Here is an 18,115-nt window from a genome sequence, read left to right as displayed (position 1 = left end):
AAAGCTAGTTTAAAGGGGAAGAGGAGAAAATGACCAGAGTTGAATTATACCATGATAAGCCGAAGCAATTTCACTGGAAAGGTCCGTTTTTGATCATCCTGGCGTGTTTCATTTTAGCCTTTGGCATTTATCAATTGAACCAGTATTGGCATGATACGATTCGGATTGATGCGCCGAAGGAAAACCTGGGGAAGAAGGTGGTAGTCCATTTGCCAAATGGCCAGGAAGTTTACACATATGAAAACTTAATCGTAAAAAAGGACGGAAAAACCTATTACAAAGGTGAACGCAACACGATTGATTTAACAGGCGGGACGATTGACTATAAAAATTGGTAAGGGAGCATGCGATCACCGTGCTCCCTTTTTGCTTTATTTAAACCACCCTTTCTTCTTAAACCATAGCGCCATGCCACCGCCAATAAGAAACATGACAAGCAGAATGGCAAAATAGCCGTATTTCCACGATAATTCAGGCATGTAGTGGAAATTCATACCGTATACACCAACAATAAAGGTAAGCGGCATAAAAATGGTGGTAAATACGGTTAACACTTTCATAACATGATTGGTCTGATGCGAATTGAGCGAAATATAGCTATCACGAATATCACTTGCCAGCTCCCTGTTTGCTTCAATCATTTCCGATAATTTCAATAAATGATCATGAATATCGGAGAAGTATTCAATTTTTCCCTTCATCCCAGGCAGACGCTGCGAGTTAAGGATTCGATACACAAGATCCCGCATTGGCGTAATGGTATGCCTGAGCGAAAGGAGATCATGCCGTGTATCAAATAAATCAGCAAGCAGCGCTTCCATCGTCCGCCGCTTTGAATTTTCATCAATTTCGTTTAAATTGTCTTCAATTTGGTATACAGGCGGAAAATAATTATCGACCATTTTATCCAGTACATAGTAAAGAACATGGGAAGGATCCCATTTCTTACTATCATGGGCTTCATTTAATCGTCTCCACACTTCCTCAATTTCAGACGAGGGTTTGTGATGGAAGCTGACGATAAAGCCGGAGCTAAGGAAAAAATCAACTTCTTCCCGTGAAATGGTCTTTTGATTCAATGCCTGGGTTACAAAGAACGTATAATCTTCATAATAATCCAGTTTTGGCCGCTGCAGCGTGTAGATGCAATCTTCTATCGCCAGTGGATGAAATTTTAGTGGATCCCTTAATAAATCAATTTCCTCTTTGCTTGCTTCACAAAAATCAATCCAATACCAAAGATAATTCCCGGAAACAACATCGGCTACTTGAAGATCTTTAACTAACTTGTGATGCTGGTTAATGGCAATTGTTCGAATCATGGGTTCTCCTTGCATGTTCACTCGAAAAAACAGCCGTTTTTTACTCAGGGCTGCTTTTTCCCTGAAATAATCGTTTCGGACATCCACCGTTTTTTTTCCTTTTTTTCCTTGCGCCATTGGATCAAATTCTGAATGCCCAAAAAGACAGAAATGAATAAGCCACTGATGGCCAGAAATAAGGCAATGTATTCAAAAGGGCTATAGGAAAGCATTTTTTGCCAATGAATCTTTCCTTTTAAATCATCAATGACAAGATTCATGCCGAAAATTCCGCCAATAACCGTATAGAGCGTTAAAATCAATAGCAGGGTGCTATCTTTTTTTGTTGCGGCATTTTCTTGGTATTTAAATAGACTGGATAAGGTCTGTCTCGTGTCATTGTATAGTAAATCGATTTTAAAAACTTTTCGCAAATAAATGAAAAGATCCCGGCCTTGCGATTGGGTCGCCAATTCCAAAAAGAAAAAATTTGCGGTAAACGAATTGATCGTAAAAATTAATTTATTGATCTCCTTTGTATCTCGATCAATATTTATTTTGGAATAATCGTTGGCAATCGTCAACAAAACAATTTTATGGAACAAGTTTAACAGTAAGCCGTAATAAAATTCCCCGTACATTTGACTCGCCAAAATGGGGAGCATCTCTTGCGTTTCATTTGTGATGCAAACAAAACAATGCTCTTCCATTACATAATACGTGTTGGGTGCCCACCGCTCATAACTGTGCTTTTTCAAGTACGTTTTTATATATTCAAGATTGTTTGCACCTACAAATGGTTTTCCCGCTTGATTGATTCCTGTTAAGCCGACCGTTCGATAAATGTCAGGATATGTGATTTCTTCCTCTTCATTCAGGCTAATCAATGCTTGAACATACATTCTTTCGTCCTCGAAAAAAGGAAAGGTTTCAAAATAAGAGCCTTTTGAATTTTCCCAATCAAAATAAACTGTTATGCCGGGCAGAAGTTGGTCAAACAGAAAGTTCTCAATTTGATTGTATGTATGATCACCGTCATGAATTTTCGTTTTCCGATCCCTTGTTGTCCTTGGTTCGAGCACACGAAAGCGCGATGCAAATTCAATAGCTTCTGATAAAGTCCTTTGGGCAGACTCTGCAATTTGCGTGCGAACCGTTAAAAAACCGAGCTGATAGGAGCAAATGATGACATCAAGCGAATGGATGTCAAATGGTATGTTTACTTGTTCCGTTTCTAAATAAAACGGTTTATTCAAAGCCTTGGAAAAGCGATGGAATCCTTTTTCATTATCCGAGTGCGGGAAAAGGAGTTTATTTGTAAATGGAAGGTAATAGGCTTCAATGTCGCGGTGGGAAACATGAAAGCTTCCATAGTATCGCGTTTCATCTTCTAACTGATTTAAACGGAAGGAGCGAAAATCGTGGTTTCGTAACCATGAAAATACGTCCGGTTCCGAGCCGTCTTTTAGTGAAAAGGGAAAAATAAATTGAAATAGACCAACATCTAACTTTTTTTCTTTTAGCTCAATCGTGTTCATTCTCCTATTTCCTTTCAATATGACCATATATACACAACATACCCGAATGGTTCTTGGATTAATCACTGTAATGAAATAGGAATGAACTTACTAAATTAACTAGGGGAGCCATTTTGCGGACTTGTTTGCCAGTAAAATCAATTGCAGTGAGGAACGTTATACCTATATGGAAAATGAGGGAATTTATGGCAGTCACAAAAATGGATGCGATCCAGCAGTCACTGAAAATACAAAATCCAGAAGGTAATGATTGAAGATAACGGATTTATTAAGTAGAAGGGGCGCAATTTTGCAGCCCCTTTATTCAGCTAATCAGAATTTATATGGATAAATTCTGAACGCATAAATTCAACTACGCCTCTGTCTTCGTCCAAAGGACTCGCCAGTCGGCGAGTTTTCATTTATGGTTATTGACCGTAAAGACGGCCTTTATTTTTTCGCCCTTCTATTATATAGACACCTGTTTTTCTTTTCCTCGCAGCGTTTCAGGGATATAAACACAGAATGGCTCGCTTTCCATATAATCGCCCGTTACCGCATACGTTCTTGAACGGGAGCCACCGCAAATTTTATTGAACTCGCAAACGCCGCATTTGCCTTTGTATTGATCGGGCTGGCGAAGGTCTTTAAATATTTTTGATTCCCGGTAGATCGATGCCAGAGACGATTCGCGGATATTTCCGGCAACAATCGGCAACAGACCACTTGGAACCACATCGCCAATATGGGTAATGAACGCGAACCCATTGCCATCATTCACGCCTTTAGGCGCCCGTTTTAAGCCATCATGCATTGAGGCGAAGTCGGTTGTAATCGAGTCTTCGTAATGGATTTCGCCGGATGCGATTTTATGTTCGCGCATTTTTTGCTGAAGTACGACCCTTCGATAATGCTGCGCTGCGGTTGTTTTAATATCATATGGTGCCGTTTTGCTGAGTTCGTAAAGCCAGCGGAAAACTTTCTCATGTTCCACTGGAGAGATGCAATCCTTGATTTGACCTCTTCCTGTTGGCACTAGTAGGAAAATATACCACATGACAGCTTTTAGCTCGCCTACCAACTTGGACATCTCTTCTAAATGGTCATAGTTGTACCGGGAAATAACAGTATTGATTTGCAGCGGCATTTCAAGCTCGTTCAAATAGTTAATTTTTTCGATCGTTAGGTCAAATGAACCAGGTGTCCCGCGAAAATGATCGTGGATTTCCGGATTCGGCCCATCAAGGCTAAAGCCCCAGCGTGAAAGACCCACTGCTTTGGCACGCTCCATTTTTTCTTTCGTCACATTCGGGGTTGCACTTGGCGTCATCGAAACGCGCATTCCTTTTTTCACTGCATAATCAGCAAGCTCAAACAGATCCTCGCGCAACATACAATCCCCACCTGTAAACACGAGCATCGGGTTGTTCATTTCATAAATCTCATCAATGAGTTTGATTCCTTCTTCATGCGTCAATTCGCGCGGATCGGGAAGGATTTGCGCATCAGCACGGCAATGCACACATTTTAATTGACATGCCCGGGTGACTTCCCAAATGACAATAAACGGGTTTTGATCATAATTAATTTCTTTTCCATAGGCATGTGGGTGCCCATTTCCATACGGATGGCCAGTTATCTGCATTTTATCACCAAACTTCATTATTTTTTTCCAAGCTTATCTACTTTCATTATAAAATTGATCCCACGTAATGCATGGATGTTTTGTTACAAAATTTCTACATTCAAAGCTGGTTCTTTGGACATATGCTGAATAATTCAGTAAAGAATTTTTAGAAAAATTAAAAGTAAATTACATACAGGTTACAGGAGAAGGTGAATTCGTAGTGGTAAATGGGTGGAAAAACCAGTTGTTATACGGGTTTGGACAAACTTCTATGTTTGTCATAGAAAGGGCTGCCGTTTCCACTGGAGGAATAAACTTCCTCACAAACCACAATTTATGGGTGTTTTTTAGGTTTGAAACTCCATTATCATAGATTTGTAAAAAAGAAAAAACAAGGAGTGCAATCATGAGAAAACAGCTTATGAGTGCAGCGGCAGCCGCGGGAATTTTATTCACCGGATTTGGTGCGTCTGCAAATGCAGCAGGAAATACATACACCGTTCAGCCAGGGGACAGCTTATGGAAAATTTCACAAAATTACCATGTGACAATTAATCAACTAAAAGAATGGAACAATCTTTCCAGTGACCTTATTTATGTAAATCAAAATCTATCAATTCAAGATTCAGCGGTTACTTCTGCAAATGGGAGTAGCAGTTCGACCTATATCGTGAAAGCGGGCGACACGCTTTCCGGCATCGCCAAAGTGTATGGAACTACAGTTAGTCAGTTAAAAAGCGCCAATGGACTGACTTCAGATCTGATTCGCATTGGTCAAAAACTGAATGTGACAGGGGCAAGCGAGCCTGTTCGTGCAGCGGCTGCCAGTCCTGCTAATCTATCAACCTATACTGTGCAAAGCGGAGATTCCCTTTCTGTCCTTGCAGTCCGTTACAATACAACTGTGGCACAGTTAAAAGCCTTAAACGGTTTAACTTCTGATACCATTTATGTTGGACAAGCATTAAAAATCAGTGGAACTGCCGCAGCAACAGCGACTGTTACCCCTGTTTCTGCACCGGCAACTACGGTTGTTGCCACACCTATCAGTACTTCTGTGTCAAAAGCACAGGCAGTTATTGAGGAAGCGAAGAAATATATCGGTACGCCTTATTTATGGGGAGGCAATACCCCAGCCGGATTTGACTGCAGTGGATTTGTAAAATATGTGTTTAATAAGGTAGGAATCAGCTTACCAAGGACAGTTGCGACCCAGTGGACTGCAACAAGACCAGTAAGTTCGCCGCAGCCAGGCGATATTGTTTACTATCAAACATACAAATCCGGTCCATCCCATAATGGAATCTATCTAGGAAACAATAAATTTATCCATGCGGGATCATCCGGGATTACCATTTCTGATATGACCTACTCGTATTGGACATCAAGATATTTGGGATCCCGTTCAGCATTTTAAAAAATTGATACAAGAAGACCTTTTATCCTAAATAAAGGGATGGAAGGTCTTTTTTGTTATAGAAGGTGGAAGGCTCTGACCATCTGTACTCGGGAAGTTCAACAATAGGCGAGTTTTCCAAAATAGTATGGTAGAATTAAATTACACTTAAACATCAACCCGATTTCGGAGGAAGTTATGTTCAAAAAAATGATCAGCATCACCAGTTTGCTCCTCATCATTGCGGTTGGTTACACGCAAAAAGCAATGCTTTTGGAAATCATTAAATCCGGCAGCAGTTTGGCGATGGTTGTAAGTGCATTATTGGTTGCAATTTGCGTATTTTTTCCGCTGATTCCGTTTCCGATTCTGGCTGGAACGATCGGCGCGCTGTTTGGAACCACTCAAGGCTTAGCCATTACATTAGCCGGATCAATGGTCGGAACAATGGGCTTCTTCTTTCTAAGCCGCTACGGTTTCAGGGAAGCAGCCCAAACCCGTTTGCAAAACTATCCGAAAATAAGAGATTTTGAAGTTTTTTTAAACAGACATGCCTTTGCCGCCATTTTGATCAGCCGAATTATCCCGATTATCCCAGCGCCCGTTGTCAATATTGGCTGTGGCCTAAGCAGGGTAAACTGGCTAACTTTCTTTGCGGCATCCGCGATTGGAAAAATACCAAACGTTTTGCTTCTATCGTTTGCCGGCGCTTCCTTTACTGGCAATAAATGGCTTTCAATTGGTTTATATGGTGCCTATATGCTTATTCTTGGTATCATTTATTTTGTGGTGTTCTATCGAAAGATTTCAAAAAATACATAAAAGGGGTATCTTGCATGGCAAAATGGTCAAATCATGGCTTTACCATTTATACAGATAAGGAATTATTGGATTTGGAAACGATTCATCGCTTTTTAAGTGAAGACTCTTATTGGGCAAAAGGAATCTCATTCGAAAAAGTTTCAAGTTCGATTGACCATTCCGCCATTTGCTTCGGTTTATATGAAGGAGATCCTAAAAACGGTGAGGCAAAACAAGTCGGTTTTGCCCGTGTGATAACGGATTTCGTCCGCATGGGTTGGATCATGGATGTATTTATTTTGAAAGAATATAGGGGGAGAGGTCTGTCGAAGTGGCTTATGGAGGTTTTAACAAAACGATCTGAATTGGGACAGGTTGGCAAATTAATGTTAAGTACGTTTGATGCACATGGGCTTTATACGCAGTATGGCTTTGAGGTGATTAAAGATCCAGAGCACTATATGAAATTGATAAGATAAGAATAGGAGATCAATATGTTGCAAGCAGCCATTCACGGTTTTTTGCTGGCATTTGGCCTTATTTTGCCCCTTGGGGTTCAAAATGTTTTTGTTTTTAACCAGGGGGCAATGCACAAAAGCTGGCTAAAAGTGCTTCCTGTTGTGTTAACCGCATCGATCTGCGATACGTTTCTCATCTTTCTGGCAGTTTTCGGTATATCTGCCGTCGTGCTGGAAATCGCGTGGATCAAGACCATTCTTCTAATCGGCGGAATTTTATTTCTGCTTTTTATGGGCTATACGACTTGGAACAGCAAGCCGCAGGCGGCATCGAGTGAAAATCTGCACTCCTTCACCGCAAGAAAACAAATTGCATTTGCCGCATCGGTTTCATTGCTCAATCCTCATGCCATCTTGGATACGATTGGCGTGATTGGTACTAGTTCATTATCGTACACCGGTAATGAAAAAATAACGTTTACCATCGCTAGTATTCTCGTTTCCTGGCTGTGGTTTTTCGGTTTATCGATTGCGGGGAAGATTGTCGGATCGCTCGATACTTCTGGCAGGATGATCCTTTTTCTAAACAAAATTTCTGCGTTGATTATGTGGGGAACAGCACTCTATTTAACTGTTTCGCTTTGGGAAAGATAAAATTGAGCAAGTAGAAAAAAATACCCGGCACACAGGCCGGGCGTGACGCTAGTTTTCGTTTATAGGACAGGAGGTGGAGGTTCGTTTGAACCTGTATATAGAATAACGAAAAAGAGTGAACAAACTATGTCCAAACCTTGAATAGTTCGTAAAAAAAGTCGTATTTTTATAGGGGATTTCGTTGAAAAATTACCACTGTTGCGCTACCTGTATCCATTTTCGCACTCAAAAGGATGTGCTCGACACCCGCTATTTTTGCCGCCGTCTCGGCTATGAAACCAAAACAAACGATCAATTTAACTGCTGGAACCCGAGGGAAGACATTAAGAGATTGATGAAAAAACAAGAGGAGGGATAAAAGTAAACATCAAACAAAAAAGTCAAAAAATTTAGCTGCTTTCTCAATGTTTGCAGGTGGGGTCGCGGGCTTGACTATATATATGTCAATCGTAATGATGTCTTGGAACGGAAAGCCGATTTCAGATGGGATTTCTGTTTCTATATTACTAGGCGTTATTATTGGCCTTCTTTATCATATAGCCGAGACACTGAATGATATTTTGAATAAGGAGAACGATGTGAAAGAGTATGACAGTATTCGAAAACGAGAAGCTGAAAAATAATCATGCTCACTTCTTAGATGGTGGAGGCTGCTTTAAAAGGATCAGGTCAACTGAAAAAATAGTTCCCTATCATTTGGCACCTGAATGGCTTCTAGATGTTTATGTGGAATTTTGTTGCAAAAAAAACAATTTTTTTATGTTCCCGTAGGAAAAGAGCAGCTGATTATCGGTGAAATGAATTGTAAATGCGGCTCGGACTGTATGAAAAAGGTCGGCAGCAGTTAAAACGGGCTCTATGAAGTTCATAAAGCCCCAAAAGGGTCACGCGCCGCACAACCGGTCGTTATAAAAGGTTCATAGTGCCCAAAAAGGGTCACGCGCCGCACAACCGGTCGTTATAAACCGTTCATAGTGCCCCAAAAGGGTCACGCGCCGCACAAATGGTCGTTATAAAAGGTTCATAGTGTCCCAAAAGGATCACGCACCGCACAAACGGTCGTTATAAAGAGTTCATAGTGCCCCAAATGGGTCACGCGCCGCGCAAACGGTCGTTATAAAGGGTTCATAGTGCCCAAAAAGGGTCACGCACTGCGCAAATGGTCGTTATAAAGGGTTCATAGTGCCCCAAAAGGATCACGCGCCGCGCAACCGGTCGTTATAAACCGTTCATAGTGCCCCGAAAGGGTCACGCGCCGCACAAATGGTCGTTATAAACCGTTCATAGTGCCCAAAAAGGGTCACGCGCCGCGCAAACGGTCGTTATAAAGAGTTCATAGTGCCCCAAAAGGGTCACGCGCCGCACAAACGGTCGTTATAAAAGGTTCATAGTGCCCCAAAAGGGTCACGCGCCGCACAACCGGTCGTTATAAACCGTTCATAGTGCCCAAAAAGGGTCACGCGCCGCACAACCGGTCGTTATAAACCGTTCATAGTGCCCCAAAAGGGTCACGCGCCGCGCAACCGGTCGTTATAAACCGTTCATAGTGCCCCAAAAGGGTCACGCGCCGCGCAAATGGTCGTTATAAACCGTTCATAGTGCCCAAAAAGGATCACGCGCCGCGCAACCGGTCGTTATAAACCGTTCATAGTGCCCCAAAAGGGTCACGCGCCGCGCAACCGGTCGTTATAAAGAGTTCATAATGCCCCAAAAGGGTCACGCGCCGCACAAATGGTCGTTATAAACCGTTCATAGTGCCCCAAAAGGGTCACGCGCCGCACAAATGGTCGTTATAAACCGTTCATAGTGCCCAAAAAGGGTCACGCGCCGCGCAAATGGTCGTTATAAAGGGTTCATAGTGCCCAAAAAGGGTCACGCACTGCGCAAACGGTTATTATGAAATCCCAAAAACCGCAATTACCCCTCGAAAAGTTTTATGAACCCAGTACCAACTCAACCTCGTTCTGTTTTTCCAAGCATCCCGGTAAAGCGCAGGCTCATCAACAAGCTGCCAACTCCGGTAAAAATCAACACGATGCCAAGAATTTGTAAGTGCCCGGCTGTGATTGCTTTGCCGAAAACAAGGCCAAGCACAATTGATGATAAAATCGAACCGAAATAACGGCATGTTTGGAATAAGCCTGATGTCGTCCCAATCATTTCAGCCGGGCTTTCCTTTAGCATCGCTGCCTGCAAGACGACATTTAAAATTCCGTAGCTGATCCCGAGAATTGAGAGGATTAACCCCATTCCCCAGTTTGGTGCATGAACAAAAAATACTGTAAGCACAACAGCGCCAAGAACCGCCAGCATAGAACCAATCCAAATCGGCTGTTTGATGCCGCGCCGGTCAATCCACTTTCCGGTTAACGGCGAAACAAAAATACTAACTCCTGACATGAACAGCATCAATAGACCGCTTGTTTTAACACTTAAATTCATTTCGTCCTGAAAATAGCTGGGAAGGCCGAAAAAGAGTGAATAGAAATAGATATTTAAAAAAATAAACTGTAAGTACACCCATGAGAGCTTTGGATGTTTTTTAAATAAGCGAATATCAATAAAGGGTTCTTTTACCTCCAGCTCCCACCAAATAAACAGGCCAAGAAATAAAAGTCCGCCAATTCCGGAGGCGAGATGAACGGCTGTTTTTAACGATAATAAAAACCACAAAATTAACACCATACCGATAGCAAAAAAAGCAATCCCGATCAGATCGAGCATTAGCAGCAAATCCTTCAAACGCCCGCCCTTTTTCTCATCCTTTGGAAACATGTACCACCCGAGCAGCAAGCTGATCAAGATAATCGGGTAATTCACTTTGAAAATTGCCGGCCAATCGCCCCAAATAATCAAAAAGCCGCCAAGCGTCGGGCCTAAAGACGACATCGCAGAAGCAAAAATGGATAAGACAGCCAAAGCAGATGCTTGGCGATCGTTAATATGGTCGCGAATCAGCGTCATCCCGGATGGATAAATCGCACTGCTTCCGACCGATTGGAATAGGCGCATCAACAAAAGCATTAGGAAACTAGTTGCAAGCGGTGCTCCAATAGCGGAGATTAGGACAAGGATGAGTCCGGCGAAAAAGGTTTTTTTGCTGCCGATCAGGTCACCGATTTTTCCAGTAACCGGCTGTGCGACAGCACTAGCCAAGTAAAATGAAGAAATTAACCATGATACCGTTGTAAACGAGAGGTGGAAATCGCGCTGAATGCTGTGCAGTGCTAATGAAATCATCGAAGAATTGAGCGGATTGAGCATCGTTCCCGTTGCAACGGCTGTTAAAAATAAACCACGATTGTTTTTCATAGTGCAGCCCAAACCTTACATCACTTCTGCTAAAAATTGTTCCGTTGTCCGCAGTTTGCCGATGCGCGGAAAAATATATTTGATCGTTGCCTCATGTGCATCCGGGCTAAAGGTTGCCATTGCGTCGGTAATAAAAATTTGGTTATAACCATATTGGAATGCTTCACGAGCAGTCGTTTCCACACCAATATTCGTCGCAATCCCGCTAAGAACAATCGTATCAATTCCGCGTCTGCGCAGCTGCAAATCTAAATCTGTGCAAAAAAACGCACCCCATTGCCGCTTTGTAACGACATAATCTTTTTCCAAAACCCCGAGCTCAGGTACAAGTTCATCCCAACCTTTGGGGCGATTGACTGCAGCTGGTGCCTGATCCAGTTGGGGATTTAAGACATCTTTACCATCCAAAAAACTGACCCGCACAAAACTGATAAAACCGTTTTTTTGCCGAAACAAATCCACTAGCTGTACAGCTTTATCAACAACTGCCTTTCCGCCAGGCATGGACACAATCCCATTTTGCAGGTCAATCAAAACCAATGCTGTTTTAGCAAAATCAAGCTGTAAATTGTTCATAAAAAATTCCTCCCTTACCGATAAAGAAAACATATGTATCATACCTCTACTTGCAGATAAAACGCAAATTGCAATACTTATACAATTAGAGAGAGATCTCACTCAAATTTCATAGCGAACAATGTTTCATAACAAAAAGCCTAATTTCTTACATTTGTTAAATGGAGAAGTTAGGCTTTCGATTGTTTTATTTCCCTTTAGTCATCTGCTGGGTATTTTTTGTCTAGGTTGCAACGGTTGTGGTTGAAGCAGGTGCATAGTTTACAACTTCTAGCACAACAGAAGTATTTTGCAAAATCGGACTTCCTCCTGCAGGAACGGCAAATGCAAGTGAACCGATAGTGGTAGCACCAGGTGTGTAGGTTGAGTTTCCTTGCTGCTGCAAAACACCGTTAATATACACATTGAAATAGCTGTTGCTGGAAGTAAGTGCAGGCAGTGCCGTTGCCGCAGCACCATCATCCTGGAAAAACGATGCTGCATCGACGGTTAGTGTACTTCCGGCTGCCGTTTCAGCTGCTGTTACATAGAAAAATTTCTGCGGGCTTGGCACCACATTGGTTGTTGTCGAAGCAGTAATGAGCAATTTCATCAACTGTAAGGCCATGCTTGAACCTCCATTCTGAATAAATTTAATCGTTCTCCATTTAACGTATGAATTTGTCCAATTTAGTGAATGGGAAAAGTATCACTCACGAAAGTACATTTTCAATAATTGTTCACAATTTTGTAAAAAATGGAATGGAAAGCTTCACCTTTTTACGTTTGTATCGATAAAATAATGAAAAAGGATGTAAGCAGAAAATGAAGGTGAAAGAAGGAAAGACCAGGATCGGGATTCGCAATGATCTTTGCTGTGCTGATTGCCATCAATGTCCGCAATTATGCCCGCCAAGGTGGCTGATCGAATTACTTATACTCGCCGAAAAAAAGCAAAAGGAAGAGGTACTAAAGACAGAAACCTTTCATTACAATGCGGTTTCGGATGGAAAGAAATTAATCTATATCGACGACGATGAAGTTCTTGATTATGGTAAAACAGGCATTCTCGATCCGCAAAAAGTTTCTTATTATAATCTTTTTATAAATGGAGTACTGCAGCCCCCTGCATTATACAAAGTTTCAAAAGGGGTGCTCACTTTAAACTGCAATGAACCGCCAATCAAAGGTGCCGCAATTATATTACAATTTGTGAAAGTTCTACGGGGCAGTTAAGTTCGATTATTTAATCATGCATAAAAAGCGACTAGCTTCAAAAAACTAGTCGTTTATTCCTTATAGCATCTAATAATATCGGAACTTCCAATTACACCTATTGAATTTTTCGTCTCATCATCAACTAACAAATAGTTGATTCCAAGTTGATTCATGATTTGGCTGGCTTCACTTAAAGTAGCATTCGATGATACATGGCCCATTTTCTTTGGAAGTATGTTTGTAATCAAATTGCCGCCATGTTGGTGCTGAAGTTCTTCCAATACTTGTGCCCGGGAAACACTCCCTAACAATTTTCCCTCCTTATCCCGAACTGTGGCAAACCATTCTGCACTATTTTCAAATTTTACGTAAGCTTCTTCTAAAGTAATCGTTGCTTGAAGAGTTAGCTTTTCAGGGTGAATCGCTTCTCCCACAAGAATAGAAGAAAGGCGGTCAGTTGCGCGCTTGCGAATAATGTCAAACCCGCGCCTCATTAATTTCATTGTATAAATACTTTCCCTGCTTAATTTCATTGAAACGGTCGTTGCAATGACTGTGGCCAGCATTAGCGGCAAAATAAGCTGATAATTGCCGGTCATTTCAAATAACATGACCATTGCAGTGATCGGCGCATGTGCAGAACCAGCAAAAACAGTAGCCATTCCAACTGCTGCAAAAACACCTTCACTTATATCCATTCCAGGAAAAAGGTTTTGAAAAATGATGCCGACTGCGCCCCCAAGCATTGCTCCCATGAATAAACCAGGAGCAAAAACACCTCCCGAACCTCCTGAGGCGATCGTTATGGAAGTTAAAAATAATTTTAAAATTAATAAAACGACAAGCATATTTAAATCAATATGATTGACTAATGCTTTTTCAATCGATGGATAACCCACTCCGAGAACTTGTGGGAAAAAGAAACCGACAGCACCAATAATGATCCCGCCAAATGCCGGTTTTAGCCATTCGGGGAGAGAATTCATTTTATCCCATAAATTTTCAAAAAAGAGTAAAACTTTTGCATAGACAGCCCCGTATAAACCACCAACAATGCCAAGAATGGCAAAAAACAATAAGATGATAATTCCTGAAACATGATAATTAGGAATAGGGAAGGAAGCCATATTCCCAAAGTAAAGACGCCCAATTGCTGCTGAAAGAACAGAAGAAATAACAATGGCACTGACATTTGTTCGTGAAAAGTTTCCTAAAATAACTTCGAAAGCAAAAAGCGCTCCACCGATAGGGGCGTTAAATGTAGCTGCAATCCCTGCAGCAGCCCCGCAGGCAACAAGAATTTTTAAATTTTGCTCCCGAATGCCTAATAACCGCCCAAAAGTGGAGCCCCAAGCAGAACCAATTTGAACAATCGGACCTTCCCTTCCTACTGAGCCGCCGGATCCAATTGAAATAGCTGAGGCAACTGCTTTAAACACAACGATTCTTGGCCGGATCACACCTTTTTTCTCAGTTATCGCATACATAACCTCAGGAACGCCGTGGCCTTTTGCTTCCCTAGCAAAAAAGTGAACCAGCAATCCGACCATCAAACCGCCAATAATTGGTACAAACAGAGTCCGGACACCGTGGTAGGAAGCAAGTTCGGTCTGTGTGCGGTGAAAAAATAAATAGGTAAATTGATTGATTAACCACCTAAATCCGACAGCACCATATCCGCCTCCGACCCCGATAATGGCTGCGTAAATAAGCAGTGTTGTTTGTTCCGAAAACGCCTTACTCATTCGATGATACAAAGAAATCATTATGTCTAAATTCCTCCTGTACTTAAATCGTAATCTCTATTTATTTTATAATAGCAAAGAAAAGGATCATTTTTTTTGTAAAATTGAAGAACTTTTAGGATAAAGGGACTAAAATATGGTTTGCTGATAGATACGATAAAATCTGTTTTTTTCCATTCCAAAAAAGGTGTAAGCGGAAAAGGGGTGAAGCATCTTTTCCGTTTGATTTCTCTAACTTTTACTCTGGCAATCCTGCAGTAAAGGAAATAGCAATGTGAAACTGGTACCTTTTCCAATGTTTGATTCGACTGTAATTTTTCCATCCATTCGTTCAACTAGCTGCTTTGTGATGGTAAGCCCAAGGCCGCTTCTCTCCCGGTGAGACTGACGCGACACATCTTCTGTGTAAAATTGTTCCCAAATATGTGGCAGATGGTCAGGGTGAATGCCGCTGCCTGTATCGGCTATGCGAACTTCAACGGTTTCCTCACTACTTTTTACACAAACCGAAATCAAACCGCCGATAGGAGTATGTCGGATCGCATTGTCAAGTAAATTGAAAAAAATTTGCTGGATCCTTTCGGCATCTCCCCAAATGGCTGCCGTTTTTAATCCCTGTACTTCCATCCGAAAAGAGATTTGTTTTACCTCGAGGCGGGGCTGAATCGTACTAGCCACTTTTTCAATGATGGGAACAACCGAAACAGTTGTATGCTGGAGTTTCACTTTTCCGGTTTCAATCGCTGATAAATCGAGCATTGTATTTAATAGTTTGCTAAGCCGCGCAATCTCAGAATAACAAATTTGCAAATAACGTTCCTGCTGATCAAAGGGAATGACGCCTTCAAGCATTCCTTGGATAAAGCCGCGAACAGAGGTGAGCGGTGTCCGCAATTCATGGGACACATTCATGATCAAATCCTTGCGCATTTTTTCAAGCTTCTCGAGCTGCTCTGCCATTTGGTTGAACGTGACTGCCAACTGCCCTACTTCATCTTTCCCCGTTGCCTTAATGCGCTGCTGAAATTGTCCTTCGCCAATTAAGTGGGCGGATTGGTTCATAACAATTAGCGGTTTTGAGATCCTCCGGGAAATCCAATATAAAACCGCAATTGCCGGAATGGCAATAATGAAGAAGGCGAACAGAATTAGTTTGGAGACTTGATCAGTTGGGATTTCTTTTACCGGGGTGGTTAAAAACAATGCGCCAACAACTGCACCATTTTCTTTCACCGGCACTCCAGCCATGATCAGCGCTTTATCGGCCGCTTTTTGCAGCTGGCCGATTTGTTTCACCTTTTTTCCGGAGAGGACTTGATTAACAATAGTTGGGTCGAATGCATCACTCTTTCTTAAAAGATTCTTTTTAAAATTTGCGAGATTATTTGGTCTGTCTTCATCAAGAAGAAATAGGTGCATTTTGATGTTTTCTATTTTTTTATTGTTGAGTACGGTTGCTTTATAAAAAGTATCCTTGCTTGGATCGCCGCTTTGTTCTATTAGTGTTGTCAATTGCTCTGCTTTTTGGAACAAGGCATCTTCTTTTTTTTGAAAAAGAAAATCATGAAGGAAATAATTGATGACAAACGCAAATAAAATGAAGCCAATCAACGTTGCACCGAGATAATAGGTTAAGAGTTTTTGAAAAATCGATTTCATAACGTTTTTTCCACCTTAAATTTATAGCCAATGCCGCGGATTGTTTCAATTCGCCACCCATCCATTCCGGAAGCAAGCTTTGCACGCAGGCGGGTAACAAACACATCAACGACCCGGTCCTCGCCCAGGAAATCTTCTCCCCATACTTGGTCAAGAAGCTGCTGTCTCGCAAGAACTTGATTAGGATGCTGGCATAAAATCAAAAGCAGCTTGTACTCGCGCGGGGTTAGCTCCACTTGGATGTTTTCGATTGTCACCGACCGGCCCGCCGGATCGATTTTTAAACGGCCAAATTGAAATAGCGAATGGTTGTCAGGTGGGGGGATGAGGTAGGCCCTTTTGAGCAATGATTGTACACGGGCAACCATTTCATTCGGGTCAAAGGGCTTGACTAGATAATCGTCCGCGCCGATTTCAAACCCTTTTAATTTGTCTTCGCTTTCCCCTTTTGCCGTCAGCATTAAAATCGGGATTTGGCTTGTCTTTCGCACCTCTTTGCAAACCTCCCAGCCATTTAAATCCGGCAGCATGATATCTAAAATAATGAGATGGGCACCTTCTTTTTGCCATTTTTCCAATGCTTCTTTTCCCGTAAAAGCTGCTGTTGTACGGAAGCCTTTATTTTTTAAATAAAGATGAATCATTTCATTGATATAAAGATCATCATCTACCACAAGGATCGTAAAATCTTCTTTCATCTGAATTGGATACCCCTTGTCCTTCTTTTTGTCTCCATTATAAAGGAAAAATGTTTCTGAAGTATGAAAAACGGCATAAGAAACTGGCAGGGAGGAATTCTAAAAAATGCTCGAATTTTGAACATGCGAACAAATTTTCAGGAATGGAGAGACTCTAATGTGAAACCATCCAAGAAACGAATGGAAAATAAAGTCGGGTTGATTTGGAAAATGGCGGTTGCCTCAGCTGTCTCATGGGAAATCGCAAAATGGATGGGATCAAATCATCCTTTTTTGGCGCCGATTTCTGTTATTCTCTGTGTGCAAACAACTGTGAAGAATTCTATTCGTTTTTCCTTTCATCGAATGGCTGGAACGATCATTGGCATTAGCGTGACGGTTGCAACAGCCCCTTATTTATCCGTAAATGCTTGGACCATCGGCTTGTTGATCTTAATCGGCAGTTTTCTCGTTAAATGGCTGAAACGTGACGAGACAGCGATACATCAGGCAGCACTCACCATTCTGCTTGTTTTTGTCATCGGCCTGAAATCGGGTACCTATTTTTATGACCGGTTTCGCGATACCCTTATTGGTGCGATGATCGCAGTTTTGGTTAATATGTTCCTATATCCGCCGAATTTTACGAAACAGGCAGAACAAAGTTTCCAGCATTATTCAAGACATTTAACAGCAGCCTTTTTGCAGACGGCTGATTGGCTTCAAAACGGTTTGGAAAAAAAGCAGGCTACCTGCTACAGCTCGAGATCAAAAAACTATTGGGCGACCTCCATCAAACAAAGGAATTTATCAAAGAAGCTTCTGATAGTCTTGACTTCAATCCATTCAGCCGAAAGAGCCAAAGCCAGCTAAAGGACTATCAACAGCGAATGTACAGTTTAAATCAAGGGTATGTGTATCTCTCTTCGGCGGTGGGTTTGTTTATGGCTTGGGGAAAAGAAGGAACCATCAGTCCGGCTGAACAATTACTTTGGGCGGATCAAGTAAGGGCACTTATCCCTTTTTTTAGAGAAAAAGAACCCCCGGCCGATCAAGCTGTACCAGGGGAGAAATGGACTGTTGTCATTCCGCCGGGATGCCGGCAGGAGCAATATCACATTGCCCTTATGGTTGAGACGGAACAATTGCTTCGGAAAATCAACCGTTCAAGCCAATCGAATCTGTAACTGCATAG

Annotated in this window: 18 protein-coding genes; 9 read left to right on the top strand and 9 right to left on the bottom strand. The window is 41.9% G+C overall.

Translation table 11 applies throughout. The features are described from left to right. Positions 1–29: 29 nt before the first annotated feature. The gene (locus tag ACQYAD_RS12910; RefSeq protein WP_430238725.1) at positions 30–338 is read left to right on the top strand and encodes a hypothetical protein; all 309 of its coding nucleotides are present in this window, start codon (positions 30–32) and stop codon (positions 336–338) included. 33 nt (positions 339–371) lie between these two features. Here ACQYAD_RS12910 and corA read toward each other — a convergent pair whose 3' ends face one another. The 3 genes from corA to ACQYAD_RS12895 form a co-directional block, all read right to left on the bottom strand. Beyond that, positions 372–1,322, bottom strand: a complete 951-nt coding sequence (corA, locus tag ACQYAD_RS12905; RefSeq protein WP_430238724.1) for a magnesium/cobalt transporter CorA — start codon at positions 1,320–1,322, stop codon at positions 372–374. Positions 1,323–1,366: 44 nt separating this feature from the next. Next, the gene (locus ACQYAD_RS12900; protein ID WP_430238722.1) at positions 1,367–2,839 is read right to left on the bottom strand and encodes a hypothetical protein; all 1,473 of its coding nucleotides are present in this window, start codon (positions 2,837–2,839) and stop codon (positions 1,367–1,369) included. A 448-nt stretch (positions 2,840–3,287) separates the two neighbouring features. Further along, complete coding sequence (locus ACQYAD_RS12895) at positions 3,288–4,481, bottom strand: TIGR04053 family radical SAM/SPASM domain-containing protein (protein ID WP_430238721.1); 1,194 nt, start codon at positions 4,479–4,481, stop codon at positions 3,288–3,290. Positions 4,482–4,851: 370 nt separating this feature from the next. On the opposite strand from ACQYAD_RS12895, the gene ACQYAD_RS12890 reads away from it, so the two are divergent. From ACQYAD_RS12890 to ACQYAD_RS12870, 5 genes are all read left to right on the top strand, one after another. Beyond that, on the top strand, positions 4,852–5,862 hold the full coding sequence (locus ACQYAD_RS12890; protein WP_430238719.1) for a LysM peptidoglycan-binding domain-containing protein: 1,011 nt from the start codon (positions 4,852–4,854) through the stop codon (positions 5,860–5,862). Positions 5,863–6,039: 177 nt separating this feature from the next. Continuing rightward, the gene (locus ACQYAD_RS12885) at positions 6,040–6,663 is read left to right on the top strand and encodes a TVP38/TMEM64 family protein (protein WP_430238717.1); all 624 of its coding nucleotides are present in this window, start codon (positions 6,040–6,042) and stop codon (positions 6,661–6,663) included. Positions 6,664–6,677: 14 nt separating this feature from the next. Then, positions 6,678–7,121, top strand: coding sequence for a GNAT family N-acetyltransferase (locus tag ACQYAD_RS12880; RefSeq protein ID WP_430238716.1), 444 nt, complete (start codon positions 6,678–6,680; stop codon positions 7,119–7,121). A gap of 15 nt (positions 7,122–7,136) precedes the next feature. Then, complete coding sequence (locus ACQYAD_RS12875) at positions 7,137–7,754, top strand: LysE/ArgO family amino acid transporter (protein WP_430238715.1); 618 nt, start codon at positions 7,137–7,139, stop codon at positions 7,752–7,754. Positions 7,755–8,182: 428 nt separating this feature from the next. After that, positions 8,183–8,377 carry a hypothetical protein gene (locus ACQYAD_RS12870; RefSeq protein ID WP_430238713.1) on the top strand — a complete coding sequence of 65 codons (195 nt, stop codon included), beginning with the start codon at positions 8,183–8,185 and terminating at the stop codon, positions 8,375–8,377. A 1,330-nt stretch (positions 8,378–9,707) separates the two neighbouring features. Here the strand turns inward: ACQYAD_RS12870 and ACQYAD_RS12865 are convergent. From ACQYAD_RS12865 to ACQYAD_RS12855, 3 genes are all read right to left on the bottom strand, one after another. After that, the gene (locus ACQYAD_RS12865) at positions 9,708–11,066 is read right to left on the bottom strand and encodes an MFS transporter (protein WP_430238711.1); all 1,359 of its coding nucleotides are present in this window, start codon (positions 11,064–11,066) and stop codon (positions 9,708–9,710) included. A 15-nt stretch (positions 11,067–11,081) separates the two neighbouring features. After that, positions 11,082–11,642 (bottom strand): isochorismatase family protein, encoded by a 561-nt coding sequence (locus ACQYAD_RS12860; protein WP_430238709.1) that lies wholly within the window; start codon positions 11,640–11,642, stop codon positions 11,082–11,084. Between the two features lie 223 nt (positions 11,643–11,865). After that, a complete protein-coding gene (locus ACQYAD_RS12855; protein ID WP_430238707.1) occupies positions 11,866–12,249 on the bottom strand; it encodes a DUF4183 domain-containing protein in 384 nt (127 codons plus the stop codon). A gap of 197 nt (positions 12,250–12,446) precedes the next feature. Between ACQYAD_RS12855 and ACQYAD_RS12850 the strand changes: the two genes are divergently transcribed. Beyond that, on the top strand, positions 12,447–12,857 hold the full coding sequence (locus ACQYAD_RS12850) for a DUF4183 domain-containing protein (protein ID WP_430238706.1): 411 nt from the start codon (positions 12,447–12,449) through the stop codon (positions 12,855–12,857). Between the two features lie 53 nt (positions 12,858–12,910). On the opposite strand, the gene ACQYAD_RS12845 is transcribed toward ACQYAD_RS12850, so the two are convergent. The 3 genes from ACQYAD_RS12845 to ACQYAD_RS12835 form a co-directional block, all read right to left on the bottom strand. After that, positions 12,911–14,605 carry a chloride channel protein gene (locus ACQYAD_RS12845; RefSeq protein ID WP_430238704.1) on the bottom strand — a complete coding sequence of 565 codons (1,695 nt, stop codon included), beginning with the start codon at positions 14,603–14,605 and terminating at the stop codon, positions 12,911–12,913. 210 nt (positions 14,606–14,815) lie between these two features. Next, the gene (locus ACQYAD_RS12840; protein WP_430238703.1) at positions 14,816–16,243 is read right to left on the bottom strand and encodes an ATP-binding protein; all 1,428 of its coding nucleotides are present in this window, start codon (positions 16,241–16,243) and stop codon (positions 14,816–14,818) included. Further along, complete coding sequence (locus ACQYAD_RS12835) at positions 16,240–16,941, bottom strand: response regulator transcription factor (RefSeq protein ID WP_430238701.1); 702 nt, start codon at positions 16,939–16,941, stop codon at positions 16,240–16,242. Before ACQYAD_RS12835 ends, ACQYAD_RS12840 begins: the two co-directional genes overlap by 4 nt. 159 nt (positions 16,942–17,100) lie before the next feature. Here ACQYAD_RS12835 and ACQYAD_RS12830 point away from each other — a divergent pair, with 159 nt between their 5' ends. Both ACQYAD_RS12830 and ACQYAD_RS12825 read left to right on the top strand, forming a co-directional pair. Then, on the top strand, positions 17,101–17,793 hold the full coding sequence (locus tag ACQYAD_RS12830; RefSeq protein WP_430238700.1) for an FUSC family protein: 693 nt from the start codon (positions 17,101–17,103) through the stop codon (positions 17,791–17,793). A 71-nt stretch (positions 17,794–17,864) separates the two neighbouring features. Further along, positions 17,865–18,107 (top strand): hypothetical protein, encoded by a 243-nt coding sequence (locus ACQYAD_RS12825; RefSeq protein ID WP_430238699.1) that lies wholly within the window; start codon positions 17,865–17,867, stop codon positions 18,105–18,107. The last annotated feature ends 8 nt before the right edge of the window (positions 18,108–18,115 follow it).

Source organism: Neobacillus sp. SM06 (genome assembly GCF_050496765.1).
In the GTDB taxonomy this organism is placed as follows: domain Bacteria; phylum Bacillota; class Bacilli; order Bacillales; family Cytobacillaceae; genus JAEVLT01.
Note: the sequence above shows the minus strand (reverse complement) of the source record. Positions and strands in the feature narration are given on the sequence as shown.